Raw genomic sequence first — 13703 nt, 5'->3', positions numbered from 1 at the left:
TAATGATATATTAAATATAATTTTAATATTATATATATGTTATATATTGGTTATATCTATTATTTTTAATGAGTATATAATGAGCATTTCTTAAAAAATTCTTGACGGCGTGCTCGTTCAATGCTACTATTTAAACTATAGATGTGGATTTAACCGACGTTCTTTAAGAGGCTATAAAGGAATATCTTTAAAAAAACGGTTGTTTTTAGAAGTTTCCATATGATGGAGGAATTGGCGATGGTACAAAAGACAGTTGGACAGGCGATAACGGCATTTCTTGACCGCCAATATGTGATGCGGGACGGTAAGAAGATAAAGTTTGTAGAAGGGATATTTACAATATTCGGGCATGGAAATGTCTGCGGTCTCGGTGAGGCCTTAGCGACCGACCCGGGTAATTTACGGGTGTATCAGGGAAGAAACGAACAGGGGATGTGTCATGCGGCGATCGGTTTTGCCAAACAGCACAACCGGCAAAAAATCATCGCGTGCACATCGTCTATCGGTCCGGGTGCCGCAAATATGGTAACCGCTTGCGCGCTTGCAACGGCAAATCATATTCCCCTCTTGGTCTTTACCGGCGATACCTTTGCAACACGGCAAAGCGACCCCGTACTGCAGCAAATAGAGCAGCCGTACAGTGCGGCTGTTACTACGAGCGATGCCTTTAGACCAGTATGCCGATACTGGGATCGCGTACAGCGCCCCGAACAGCTGATGACAGCGCTTATCAATGCACTGCGGGTGTTGACCGACCCCGAACTGACCGGCGGGGTGTGTATTTCCTTGCCGCAGGATGTACAAGGTGAGGTCTGGGATTTCCCCGAAAGTTTTTTAGCGGATCGGATACACACAATTGAACGCCGCCGTCCGGATGAAACGCTGCTTAAGCAGGCGGTAGCCTGCATCGCTGGCGCTCAAAAACCGCTAGTGATTTGCGGCGGCGGCGTACGGTATTCGGAAGCAGGGGCTGAGCTTTTATCGTTTTGTAAGATCTTTGATATTCCATTTGCAGAAACGCAGGCGGGGAAAGGCTGTATCGCAGGCAGTGAACCGCTGAACCTCGGCGGCGTCGGGGTAACCGGAAACAGCGCCGCCAATACGATTGCAAAAGAGGCGGATTTGATTATCGGGGTAGGGACGCGCTTTACCGACTTTACCACTGCTTCAAAATGGCTGTTCCGGCATCCCGGCGTCCGGTTCCTTTCGATAAATGTTAGCGGCTTTGATGCGGGAAAGCTGGATGCGCTGCCGCTTGTGGGTGATGTGAAAGTCTGCCTTGCGGAACTGCTTCCGGCGCTTAAAAACGCGCAGTATCATACCGGATATTCGGGAGAAATCGAGGCTGCGCAAGCCGGTTGGCATACGGAGATGGAGCGGCTTTCAGAATATGCCTATCTTAAAAACGGAACGGGATTTCAACCGCTTATTGAAAAGCGCAATCCTCATTCGATTGATGATTTTATCCGCGCAACCGGCGGCGTTATTACGCAAACGGCTGCCCTTGCGCTTATCCGCAAGACAATCGAAGCCGATGCGGTTGTAACCGGCGCCTCGGGCAGTTTACCGGGGGATTTACAGCGGATGTGGACAACGGATTCACCCGGCGGCTATCATCTTGAATACGGGTATTCCTGTATGGGCTACGAGATTGCCTCCGCTGTCGGGGTAAAACTTGCGGAGCCTGCGCGCCCTGTGTATAGCATGGTCGGGGACGGCGCTTTTTTAATGCTGCATTCCGAGTTGATAACAGCGCGGCAGGAGGGGATTAAGATTACCGTATTGCTGTTTGATAATTGCGGCTTCGGCTGTATTAATAACCTACAAATGGGGCAGGGAATTGCCAGTCTTGCAACGGAATTCCGGTTTAGAAATGCTGAAACGGGAGCGCAGGACGGTGAAATGGTTCCGATCGATTATGCGATGGTGGCGCGGGGCTACGGACTTAAAGCTTATACGGCACGAACACTTGATGAACTGGCTTACGCGTTGAAAGACGCAATGGCTGTCCCTGAATCCGTACTGATCGATATTAAGGTGTTGCCTAAGACCATGACCGACGGATACGGCGCTTGGTGGCATGTCGGTATTGCAGGTAATTCGGCATCGGAATCGGTACAGGAAGCATACAAGCAAAAAGAAATACATCTTGCCCAAGCAAGAAAATACTAGCTATAGAGGAGAAAGGATTATGTTTGATGCAAAGAAAATTCGGCTCGGCATTGCACCGATCGCATGGACAAATGATGATATGCCCGACTTAGGCAAGGAAAATTCATTTGAGCAGTGCATCAGCGAGGCTGCCCTGGCAGGGTATGCAGGTACGGAAATCGGGAATAAGTATCCGCGTGATCCGGCTGTCTTAAAAAGATACCTTGAAATACGCAACCTTGCAGTTGCAAGCGCGTGGTTCAGCGCTTTTTTGACAACGAAGCCTTTTGAAGAAACGGCAGAGGCGTTCAAAAAGCACCGCGACTTTTTACATGCAATGGGAGCAAAGGTTATTGTCGTGTCGGAACAGGGACACAGTATTCAGGGACAGCAGGATACGCCTATATTTGAAAAAAAGCACTGTATGAATGACGCCGAATGGAAGCTGCTTTGCGAAGGGTTAAACAAACTGGGCGCTCTTGCACAGGAAAAGGGTATGAAGGTTGTCTACCACCATCACATGGGGACGGTTGTACAGACAACGGCGGAAATCGATAGGATGATGGCCAAAACCGATCCGTCGTTAGTATATCTGCTGTATGATACCGGACATCTGGTGTATTCGGGCGAGGATCACATTGCAATTTTGAAAAAGTACGTCGATCGTATTAAGCATGTGCATCTTAAAGATATCCGTCCGGCGATTGTTAAAAAAGTAAAAGATGAGCATTTAAGCTTTTTGCAAGGGGTCAGGCTTGGTGCATTTACCGTCCCGGGCGACGGTTCGATTGATTTCGACGCAGCTTTTGCAATCCTTGCGGAACATAAATATGAAGGATGGTTCCTTGTTGAAGCCGAGCAAGATCCCGCGCTTGCCAATCCGTTTGAATATGCGGTAAAGGCACGTCGCTTTATCCGCGAACATGCAGGAATATAAAAAAGAAATATAAGAAAAATCGCAATGCATAATTCATCAGTCTCCTCCTGACTGATGATTACGCATTGCAATCATTATCATAATCAGTATGCCTTATCTTAAATAGTACCGTCCCATGTGCTCACTTCGCTTGAATGAATTTCATGTTCATCAAACCAATGGGCGGTAACGACTTTTGTTTCCGTAAAAAAGCGATAACCGTCTTTACCGAGCGTATGTAAATCGCCGATAAAGGATTCTTTATGCCCCGAGAAGGGGAACATTCCGATAGGTACCGGTATACCGACATTTATTCCAACCATTCCCCCATCGGTATGACGCACAAATTCCCGCGCATAGTACCCATTTTGGGTGTAGATAACCGATCCGTTTGCAAACGGGTTTCGATTCATAATTGCGAGTCCTTCTTCAAAGGTTTTTACCCGCTTAATACATAACACAGGGCCGAAAATTTCTTGCGTACCGACTGTCATATCCTCTGTAACATTGTCGAGGATAGTCGGACCGAGATAAAAGCCTCTTTCCGCACCGGTAACGGTATAGTTTCTGCCGTCTAAAACAAGCGTCGCCCCTTCTGCGATGCCTTTTTCTATCCATTTAATAATAGAAGCTTTATGTTCAGCATTAACAACAGGCCCAAGCTTTGTGGCTTTATCATAGGCTTTCCCGACAGTGAGCCGCTGGGCTGCCTCTTTTAGCTTTGCAACAAGAGCATCGGCGATATTCTCTTGTACAACAACGACCGGCAGCGCCATACAGCGCTCACCGGCACACCCGTATGCCGCATTGATAATCCCCGCAGCAGTTCGTTCAATCGGTGCATCCTCCAATACCAATGCATGATTCTTTGCTTCACAGAGCGCCTGAACTCGTTTACCGGTCGCCGCTGCAGTCGAATAGATATGCTTGCCGACCGATGTTGAACCGACAAAAGTTATCGCTTTAATATCCTTATGGGTTAATAAAATCTCCGCTTCGGTACGGGAGCAGGTTACAATGTTAATAACTCCATCAGGTAACCCCGCTTCTTTATACAGCTCTGCGATACGCAATGCCGACTGCGGTGTAAAAGTTGCGGCTTTGAGTACAATGGTATTCCCGCAGGCAATACAAATGGGGGTCATCCATCCCATCGGTATCATCGCAGGGAAATTGAACGGGACAATACCGGCACATACACCGATCGGTTCCCGATACAGCACCGTATCGTAACCACTTGAAGCATCCATCAAACTTTCGCCCATAATAAGCGAAGGGGCAGAAATCGCTTGTTCGGTACCTTCTTTTGCTTTCAACACATCGCCTTGTGCTTCTGCCCATGCCTTTCCATTTTCCAGCGCTACCAAATGAGTAAGTTCATCCATGTGCTCAATCAGTAAATCTCTGACCCTATACAATATTTGCGTCCGTTTTTGTACCGGAGTTGCAGACCATGCCGGAAAAGCTTTTTTTGCGGCGGACACCGCAGTATTTACTTCTTCCGCTGTGCAGCAAGGGACTTTTGCAATTACCTCTCCGGTACTTGGATCATACGCATCTGAAAATTTCTGTGTTTTTGAAACAACCTGCTTTCCATCGATAAAAAGCGGCAATGTTTTAACCATCAGTTCCTCCTTATAAGAACAACATTCCCCATCACATCAGGACTGCTGATCAAATCGTTATATTATAAGTATTTTATGAGTAACTTATGGTTATATTATAGAACCTCTATGGTTATATGTCAATTAAAATATTCATATAGGTGGTATAGCATACCGGGACATAAACAATGACCATGATGATGCAAAGGTTATTTCGTAATTGCAGGGCTTATCATTATCAGGGACTTACCCGTACAACCTTATCGGCGCGTTCTACAACCGTGCCGATAATTGCCGGTTTTCCGCAGACGGTATTTTCAAGGACGGTGCAGAGTTCTGTGTATAACTGTTGCGCATCTTTTTGTGCTACCGCAATAACAAGACCGCCTGATGTCTGCGGGTCAAACAGGATATCTTGATAGGCGCGAGGCACTCCATCCAACGCAGCATTATCGCCGACAAAGCTCCTGTTTGAATACGCTCCGGCGGGAACAAAACCCATTTCGGCATATTCAACGGCAGCGTCAAAAATCGGCAGCGATTTACAGGTAAGCTCAATACTAAGGCCGCTTCCCTTTCCCATTTCATACAAGTGCCCCAACAGTCCGAAGCCGGTGATATCCGTACAGGCATGAACCTCGTATTTGGTCATCACAGTGCAGGCGGCGGCATTTAAAAAGGCCATAACATCATACACGCCTTTAAGCTCATCAGCGCCGAGCATATCAGCTTTCGCTGCCGTCGTTAAAATACCGGAGCCGATGGGCTTGGTTAAAATCAGTACATCACCCGCTTTACATGCTGAATTTCGCAGTATTTTATCTGGATGCACAAAACCCGTTACCGCTAAACCGTATTTCGGAATGCTGTCGTAAATGGTGTGCCCTCCGCAGATAATTGCTCCCGCCTCAAACGCTTTGTCGGCGCCGCCTCGCAGTATCTCTTTGATAATGGGTTCGGGCATTTTTTCCGAAATACAAAAAAGATTGAGTGCCAGTTTCGGAACGCCGCCCATTGCGTAAATATCGCTGAGCGCATTAGCGGCTGCAATTTGCCCGAACATATACGGATCATCCGTAATGGCCGGAAAGAAATCGGCGGTAAAAATTAACGCCGTCTCGTCATTGATCTTATAAACAGCCGCATCATCCGATGTATCAAAGCCGACCAAAAGCCGGGGATCGGAGCAAATAGGGAAGCTTTTTAATAATCCGTCCAGTGCACCCGCACTTAATTTTGCCCCTCATCCCGAATAGGACGAAGATTTAATTAAACTGAAATTTTTATCCGAGACTGCACAGCTCATGTTTGCCTCTTAGTTATCCGCTGCGGTGTATGTTCCGGCGGAGTCAAAGCTGAACACTTCATCGCGTTCAATGTTTGCAAAGTTCTCTACGCCGAACACAGCGTCGTCTTTTATCATAACTTTAACCGCCGTACCGCAGGCAGAGCTGAGTTCGCGCGGCACGGGAATAAGCTTGACGGTAATCACGCCGTTTTGCACAGCCTCGCTTTTTTCGAGACTGCGCATACAAACGAGCGCTTCGTAATGAGTGTGAAACGTTATTACGTAGCCGTCAATCATTTTGAAACGGTGATTTTCCAGTCGCTGCCGTCGGCTGAGACGGAGGTCTTTGCCTTCATCTTATCGCAAAAGCGGATAACATTTTCTTTTGAGGTTTCATTATCGACAAGCACCGTAAAATTCTGATGCGCATCGAATGCTTTTTTTGTCCGTACCACCGGTTCGGGGCAGGAAAGCCCCCGTGCATCTACCGTATAATCTTCCATTTCTCTATCTCCTTCGAGCGTCTCTAAAAATTGAGTTATTTAGAAGCTCCCTTTTGTATGTTAAAAAAAGAGACATCCCTAATGAGGTCGATAATTAGAGATGCCGCAAAAACATTATTTATTTTTTGCTGCGTAGTATATGCTGACGCAGGCTGTTACGACTAATCCGATAACAACGGCGATCATGCCGGCACTGGTCGGCCCTTTACCGGAAGAAGCAAGCCCAAAGTTGTGAGCGAAAGCGGCGCCTGCAATCAAACCGGTTACGGTTACAGCCGAGTCGGTGTTACCCTCGCCGGTTAAAATGAGCTGGCGTAAAGGGCAGCCGCCGAGCAGAACACTTGCCCATCCGACGAGTACCATACCGAGCGCGTTCCACAACCCATCGGTGTGAGCAACTGCCTGCCCCGCAAGTCCGAGCTTAAACTGTCCGGTTACAAGCGTTCCGATAAGCACGGCAACTAAAATAGCAATGCTGCCCGTTAAAAGGTGGAAGTCTTTGAGCATAATCGCATCGCGGATACCGCCTGCGGTACAGAGCCGGCTGCGCTGTGCCAATGCGCCGCCGACAAGACCGATACCGAGTGCGAGTGCAATCGGTGCATGCATTGAACCGGGTCCTTTTTCGCTAAAGGCGAGAACGGCGGGGAATGCAACCAATAAAATGAAGAATACGATCATCACGATGGGGGCAAGCATACCTTCCTGTCCGGATTGGGGATACGCGCGGCTCAATGAGAAGTTTTTGTTGAGGAATACCACTCCGATCGCGATACCGATGATGAACCCTACAAGACCGAACACCGCATTCAAATCGCCTGCGCCCAAACGTAAAAACATACGAAGCGGGCAGCCCAAGAACATCAACGCACCGATCATTACGAAAAAGCCTAATACAAAGCGGGTAAAAGGCGCCGAACCGCCGCGCGGCTTAAACTCTTTTTTTACAAGCGCGATCGCAAAAGCGCCAACGATAAGCCCGATAACTTCGGGGCGCATATATTGTACCACAGCTGCATTGTGCAGTTTTAAGGTACCTGCAATGTCGCGTAAGAAACAGGCAATACAGAAGCCCATATTTCCCGGGTTTCCGAATTTAACCAATACGACAGCCGCAATACCGATAAATGCGCCTGTCAGTGCTACCATGAAATGCTTTTTCATACCATTCCTCCGGTTTTAATATTTTAAATAAAACCACAAAAAAAATTATATATAGTATGATACAAGGTGTTCATGGAGCTGTCAAGATTTCTTTTGAAAACATACGGTGCTCTGCGTTGCCGCATCGTTAAAACTATATGTTTTGTCAGCTTTTTCCCGCTATCTTACGACATGTCGCCCTGATGGGGATGCCGGACAGCTTATTCCGGCTGAGGTAACAATTCTATCACCGAGAATGCTTACTTGACGACCGCAGTGGATACAGTGGACGCCGTCATACACGGCAACATGCTTTTTCGTCGGGTTCTTAGTACAAACAATATCGCCGGTCGCTGATACTAAATTATGCCCGACCGGTTTTACATCTTGCTCACAAAATCTACATTTCATAAAAAACTCCTGTAAAAAGCAATAGTTCATTCTTTCTATCATTTTTTATGAGAGAAATCAAGACAATGTGTTGCCTCGCGTTAATTGTACTGCACAATCGATTGCGGGGAAACCCAGCCGGTAACTCCGTCGGCGGTTTTAATGTAGTACCATTGCGGTGCTTTGCGTATGATAATGACGCTTTCACCTGCCGACAATTGATATACGCTGCTGCTGCTCGTTTCCGGTATCCGCCGCACTGCTGGATCGACATTACCGCCGGTATATACCCCTTGCGGCCGCAGTATGAGCCGAAACAGTACGGCGGTGAGGCATCCGCTGCACAATGCGATGATGATACAAAGCAGCATAAACCGCTTTTTATTGCGGAAACCGCACACCGCTGCACCGATCAGCAGTAAGCCGGAGATTACCGCCGTTAGAATGCCGAGCAGGCGCGGATACAGCGGCAGCGGATGCGCAATCTCCAACACAGCTTCCAGTTTTCTGCGTTCACGGCGGATTGCGGGAGAAAAAAGCGTCGCGGCTTCCTGCTTACGGTATTCGGCTATTTGTTTTGCCGCGGCGCTTTTTTCTTGCTCGGACATAGTACTGCCGCTGTACTGCGTTTCAGGCGGGAACGCCTGAAACGCAGCGGCGGTGAAGCCGTCCGCGCCACCTGCACCGGCGGCGGCCTCGGTAATTGCCTGCCGGTCAATGCGGTAGGTAGCAGGAGCGCTGAATGCTTTTCCACCCGCTGCAAAAAATATCTGCGCTTGAGGAAAGCTTTGAACACCTATCCGCAAGGGTATCAAACTAAAGGCGGCAAGAACATAATACTCATCGTCGGTCTCGAAACTGCCGGTATTAGACAGGGCAGTATTTGACAAAGCCGCCGAGTTTATTAAAACAGCCGCATCGAACGGCAATTCGGCAAGAGAGAGCGGTTTCAGCGCGGCGCTTTCGGATGGAGCGCATTCGATACGGACTATTTCAGCCGGTAACGGCAGCCCACTGTGAATATCCCGAACAGCAGCGCTGTTACGATTCTCTTGGGAGCCGGACGATTTGAGGCGGGCAGCTTCGATTTGAGCGGAGGCGGTCTGTAAAGCGTGCCGGTAACGCTCGGTATGTCCTGCCGAATAAAAAGCTGCAGTTAAACACAGGATGTATTCTGTGCCTTGTTCAAGGGTTGTGCCGTCCGCAACCGGCAGACCGCTTACAGAATACAGCGTCCACACAAACGGCGTATGTTCCGAGAGCCGCGACCGGTGTACGGTTATATCCAGCGGTGTCAGCTCGACCGTTTGCCGTTTCCATTGCAGCTCCGGTTCGAATCGGAATCTACCGGTTTTATTAAACCGATACCGATAGCGCAAATGCAGGCCGTCCCGTTCGGGAATTGCACTGCTCTGTATCAGCTCTGCCGTATCTGCGCTCTGCTCAAGGATAAATCGCGGCGTATCGCCATTATTCTTCTGCAAATACGGAGCCTCTCGTTTGATGATAACTTCAATTTCAAATTCGCGATCAATTGATAATTCGGTACCGTCTATTTTGAGTTCAATAAAATGCTCAGCATAATCGTTTTGCTGCCCATAGAGACTTGCGGCTGCACAAAAGAAAAAAAAGATTGTTGCCGTCTTCGCGACTAGCATGCATACTAAAAGTCCTAATAATCGTTTATCGCCGGTTCCGATTCGCGTTGTGTTTTTTTCCATTCGGTTTGCTCTCTTTTGCGAATAATATCTAAGATAATCGAATCCGTCAGATCGGCTTCGGGATCTTCGGGCGTCTGTTGCGGAGCTTGATGCTGCATCTCCCGCTGTGTGTCGCTCAACTTTTTACTCAATTCATAATTAATCTTTGCTGCCATGTCATTGCCGGACAGCTCCAAGGATTTTCGGAACAATGCCGCCGCTTCCGCATAATCCTTTGAGTGAAACGCAATAATACCTTGTTGATAAAACCGGTGCGCCCGTAAAATCTCAGGTGCCGTTTCGGAAATATTTTGTAATTTTCCGGACGCAGCCTCATCCTCTCCCTGCATCAGATATGAAGAGGCAAGGGCAAAATCCGTGTACGGTTTTATGGTCTCATCGGATAACTCCGCCGCTAAACTTTCAGCCTCATAAAAATACAACACGGCATCATTCCAATCGCTCCGCATCCATGCGAGTGTTCCTTTTACGTGTGCAAGTTTGGTTTGCTGTTCTGCGCTACAGCCCGATAGGGCGAACATCGTCATCAGTAAAAAGATAAAGCTCACCGACAAAAATGATGACATGGGTGATATGACGGCAGCCGGACGTCTACATTTTTTTAGCACGGATACCTCCTGCACAAAGACCGATACAAAAAAAGAGGAGCGCCATCGCCGTACACTCGAATGTCCGCCGTACCGGTTTTTGCACATATCGTATTTTCTCGCTTTCGGCATCGCCTTCTGTCAGCGATTGCAGCACCTTCTGTGCCGAACCGAGGTCGGCCGCGGAAATATAAAAACTTCCGTTCAATGCTTGCTCCGCATAGCGTTTAAGAACAGATTCCTCCAACGCGCTTTTTTGCACGGCCGATTCGTGTTTTTCATTCAAGATGGAGAGCGTGCCGCCTGTTTCCGTTCCAAAGCCGATGATAATCAGTTGAACACTTTCTTGCCGATACCGCGGAAGAATACGCGGCACCGAACCGATTGTTTCACCGCCGTCGGTACACAGCACAACCGTTTTTCCGGTCAATCGATTTTCGGGGAATGCCTCCAATGCGACACGCAGTCCGTGTTCAAGATTGCTTCCCGCCGAGGTTGCATTGAACGGCGACAGTGTTTCCGCTGCGGTCAGTACACTCTGATGATTAAAACTCAACGGTACGGCAAGCGTACCCAGTCCCTTTATCGTAACGAGTCCGCAGGCGGTTTCCGACAAGCGTTCTATCAAAAAGGAAACATAACGCTTTGCAAATTCAAGCCGGTTCGGTGCAATGTCGGCGACGGTCATACTGCGCGAAATATCGACGGCAAAGATGACCGCATTTCCGTGTTTAACTACGGTGGTTTGTTTTGTGCCCCAGAGCGGTACGGCTGCGGCAATACTGAGAAACAGCCAGCCGATGCTCCAAAGCGCCGTTCGGATTCGCAGTGTCCGTATAATGGCGCGAATCTCTCCCGCTGCCGCGTAGCTTTCTTTTAATTTTTTTATGCGGTACAACGTAACGGCACAGGCAGGCAGAATACCGATGATGCACAACAGGAAAAACGGTTTTTCAAATTCAATCATTATGACACCGCCTGCATTCCGATTCTGCGGAGCAGCCATGCTCCTGCCGCGCAGCTCATTGCAATCAATAAAAACAGCCCGTCAAGGTACGCGTATTTACGCATCGTCATTGAAGGAGGCGTCGCCGGTATTTTTTGAATAAATCGATTAAAAATATCCGTTAATAATTCGGGTGACTGTGCCGAAAAATAGCGGCCGTTACCGTAACCGGCGATTTTTTGTAACTCCGCTTCATTAAACACGGTGTTGAGCGTACCGGAAATTTCTTTTTTTTGAATGGGATCAATATACTTAACCGGCGCATATCCCGACTTCCCCAATCCGATAATGTAAAATCCGATTTTTTTATGCTTGATGATATCCGCGGCCGCGCGGGGATGTACCTCGCCGGTGTTGTTATCTCCATCGGTAAAGAGAATGATATGTGAGGTGATCGCGGAATACTGCGTCAGATGCAGCACGGCAGAGGCAAGCCCCATACCGATTGCCGTTCCGTCGCCGAATTCACCGACTTGCAGTTGATCCAAACGGGTCAGAAATGTGTGCCGATCGATTGTCGGCGGAATGAGTACGGCGGCGGAACTTCCCAGCGCGGTAAGCCCTAACGAGTCGCCTTCGTACTTTTCCGCAAAAGACTTGATAATCTGCTTCGCCGCCTCAAGCCGTGTCTGTGTTCCCATGTCCTGTGCCGCCATCGAGGGGCTGGTGTCGATGACAAACATCAGCGCCTGTCCCGAACCGGCATACATTGCTTCGGAAGTTTGCCGTACCGGTTCCGCAAGCGCAGCGACGGCGAATACAAAGGCTGCCGCAAGGGTGTACTGGGAGATACGGTGCGCCAGATACACCCGCAGATTTTTTTCAGGAACAAATCCGTTCCAATTTCCAAGCGGCAGCGATATCGATACCGCTTGCAATCTCCCCGTCCGCCGGAGCAGTACAAAAGTCGGCAGTAACAGCAGGAGGAAAAAAGAAAGCGGTCGTTGAAAATTCAGCACACGGGTATCCTTATCACGGTCATTATACCACATCCGCAGCAGTTTTATAAGCTAATTCCACGTTTAACCGTCCGTCACGCTCCCCGGTGAAGTTTGTATGGGGATTTGTTCGCCTAAATAGCGGGGACGCACTTTGATAAATACTGCGCCGACTGCTTTTATCCGAGCAAAAAATTCCCGCAGATGGCGGCTGTTTTTTCCGTAGATAAACCGCCGATCGCTTGCAACTCCGTAAGCGTCAAGCCCCAAACAGCGTGCAATATACACAGCTCGATATAAATGATACCGCTGCGTTACGATCACAACCTTTTTTGCACAAAAAATATCCCGCGCTCGATAGCAGCTATCATAAGTGGAAAATCCCGCGTGATCCATAAACACGCAATCTGCTGGAACAGTTCGTGCTACAGCATACTGCTTCATCGCCTTTACTTCATCGTAGGCTTTTGTACCATGGTCGCCGCTCATCAGTAACGCCGGAGAAATACCGGCACGGTACAAATCGATACCGGTTATAATTCTATCTTCTAAGATATGGCTCGGATACCCGTTTTTTAAAACACGGGCGCCCAATACCAAAATGCAATCCGCTTCCATAAGGCTCGCATCATCCGCATTTTTGATATACGGCTTTGCAAACCGTACCATATCGTAATTGATCCAAAGAGCAACAAAAACGAGTGCACTGCATATAATAAGTGTCGTTTTTAAAAGTGCTTTACGTTTCGGCATTTTCATGCATCCTCTTCTCATCAGCTGGTAGGGCATCTCTAAAAACTCGGTTGGCTTTAGCGATGATCGGCAGTGACTTTATATCATTTCTCGTAACTTCCCATATAGTCGGCGGAAGTGTACAGCGATAAAAAGACCGATAAGGCAGGCTGTCAATGAGCCAAACATTGCTTTAAGTGAGCTCATTGTTTGAGCAATAAATTGCAAAATCACTAAAAAATACGGCTGTTGTTCGAAGATTGGATATGCGGTATACTCATGAAAATCTGCCACTGCAGACATCCCTATAACAATCACCCCTAACATCACAAGAACAAGAGAAATCCCGAAATACAATCTAAAATATTTTAACAGGAATTTCATGTATTTTTTTCCTTGCACAGTAACTTAGCAAAAACTTGACCTGTACCCCAGAATACCAATCCGAGTGTTACATTCGATACGGTCTTTTCAAGATATGCTAATTGCTGTAACGTTGCATGACCTTGCGTTAAAATATCAATAACTAGATTAAGAGCTGCAGCAAAAACAGAAAGAGCGATAAAAATAACACTGGCGATTTGAATATATTTCGGTATATCAATGTCTTGCAATGTCTGTTTTGGTTTTTCCACGGCCTCATTTTCATTCATGATATTCTCCTAGAGGATGATGTTATTATTGAGTATAAACAGCTTCGAAGAAACGTCAATTAGTAAAAATT

At 47.8% G+C, this 13703-nt stretch carries 15 protein-coding genes; 2 read left to right on the top strand and 13 right to left on the bottom strand.

The genetic code is table 11. From position 1 onward, the window contains the following. Positions 1–231: 231 nt before the first annotated feature. Both iolD and iolE read left to right on the top strand, forming a co-directional pair. Positions 232–2172: a 3D-(3,5/4)-trihydroxycyclohexane-1,2-dione acylhydrolase (decyclizing) gene (iolD, locus tag E4N69_RS00295; RefSeq protein ID WP_371922391.1), complete on the top strand. Its 1941-nt coding sequence runs from the start codon at positions 232–234 to the stop codon at positions 2170–2172. 19 nt (positions 2173–2191) lie between these two features. After that, a complete protein-coding gene (gene iolE / locus E4N69_RS00290) occupies positions 2192–3088 on the top strand; it encodes a myo-inosose-2 dehydratase (protein ID WP_253824103.1) in 897 nt (298 codons plus the stop codon). 98 nt (positions 3089–3186) lie between these two features. On the opposite strand, the gene E4N69_RS00285 is transcribed toward iolE, so the two are convergent. The 13 genes from E4N69_RS00285 to E4N69_RS00225 all read right to left on the bottom strand — a co-directional run bounded on the left by E4N69_RS00285 (position 3187) and on the right by E4N69_RS00225 (position 13632). Continuing rightward, a complete protein-coding gene (locus E4N69_RS00285; RefSeq protein WP_253824102.1) occupies positions 3187–4692 on the bottom strand; it encodes a CoA-acylating methylmalonate-semialdehyde dehydrogenase in 1506 nt (501 codons plus the stop codon). 217 nt (positions 4693–4909) lie between these two features. Continuing rightward, the gene (gene selD / locus E4N69_RS00280; protein ID WP_253824101.1) at positions 4910–5977 is read right to left on the bottom strand and encodes a selenide, water dikinase SelD; all 1068 of its coding nucleotides are present in this window, start codon (positions 5975–5977) and stop codon (positions 4910–4912) included. 9 nt (positions 5978–5986) lie between these two features. Further along, a complete protein-coding gene (locus E4N69_RS00275; protein ID WP_253824100.1) occupies positions 5987–6256 on the bottom strand; it encodes a putative Se/S carrier protein in 270 nt (89 codons plus the stop codon). Further along, on the bottom strand, positions 6253–6462 hold the full coding sequence (locus tag E4N69_RS00270) for a sulfurtransferase TusA family protein (protein ID WP_253824099.1): 210 nt from the start codon (positions 6460–6462) through the stop codon (positions 6253–6255). Before E4N69_RS00270 ends, E4N69_RS00275 begins: the two co-directional genes overlap by 4 nt. A 114-nt stretch (positions 6463–6576) precedes the next feature. Next, the gene (gene yedE / locus E4N69_RS00265; protein WP_253824098.1) at positions 6577–7626 is read right to left on the bottom strand and encodes a YedE family putative selenium transporter; all 1050 of its coding nucleotides are present in this window, start codon (positions 7624–7626) and stop codon (positions 6577–6579) included. A gap of 159 nt (positions 7627–7785) precedes the next feature. After that, a complete protein-coding gene (locus E4N69_RS00260; protein WP_162661964.1) occupies positions 7786–8016 on the bottom strand; it encodes a hypothetical protein in 231 nt (76 codons plus the stop codon). Between the two features lie 80 nt (positions 8017–8096). Continuing rightward, a complete protein-coding gene (locus E4N69_RS00255; RefSeq protein ID WP_253824097.1) occupies positions 8097–9716 on the bottom strand; it encodes an SH3 domain-containing protein in 1620 nt (539 codons plus the stop codon). Beyond that, positions 9668–10324: a tetratricopeptide repeat protein gene (locus E4N69_RS00250; RefSeq protein WP_253824096.1), complete on the bottom strand. Its 657-nt coding sequence runs from the start codon at positions 10322–10324 to the stop codon at positions 9668–9670. Before E4N69_RS00250 ends, E4N69_RS00255 begins: the two co-directional genes overlap by 49 nt. After that, a complete protein-coding gene (locus E4N69_RS00245; protein ID WP_253824095.1) occupies positions 10308–11270 on the bottom strand; it encodes a vWA domain-containing protein in 963 nt (320 codons plus the stop codon). Before E4N69_RS00245 ends, E4N69_RS00250 begins: the two co-directional genes overlap by 17 nt. After that, positions 11270–12268, bottom strand: a complete 999-nt coding sequence (locus E4N69_RS00240; protein WP_253824094.1) for a VWA domain-containing protein — start codon at positions 12266–12268, stop codon at positions 11270–11272. The genes E4N69_RS00245 and E4N69_RS00240 overlap by 1 nt, the downstream gene beginning before the upstream one ends. Before the next feature lie 63 nt (positions 12269–12331). Next, a complete protein-coding gene (locus E4N69_RS00235) occupies positions 12332–13000 on the bottom strand; it encodes a SanA/YdcF family protein (RefSeq protein ID WP_253824093.1) in 669 nt (222 codons plus the stop codon). A gap of 78 nt (positions 13001–13078) precedes the next feature. After that, positions 13079–13363: a hypothetical protein gene (locus E4N69_RS00230; RefSeq protein ID WP_253824092.1), complete on the bottom strand. Its 285-nt coding sequence runs from the start codon at positions 13361–13363 to the stop codon at positions 13079–13081. Then, a complete protein-coding gene (locus tag E4N69_RS00225; RefSeq protein WP_253824091.1) occupies positions 13360–13632 on the bottom strand; it encodes a hypothetical protein in 273 nt (90 codons plus the stop codon). The genes E4N69_RS00230 and E4N69_RS00225 overlap by 4 nt, the downstream gene beginning before the upstream one ends. Positions 13633–13703 lie beyond the last annotated feature (71 nt).

The sequence above is a fragment of the Treponema sp. OMZ 906 genome (assembly GCF_024181185.1).
In the GTDB taxonomy this organism is placed as follows: Bacteria; Spirochaetota; Spirochaetia; order Treponematales; family Treponemataceae; genus Treponema.
The sequence above is the reverse complement of the archived record's forward strand: the minus strand, read 5'-3'. Positions and strand labels throughout refer to the sequence as shown.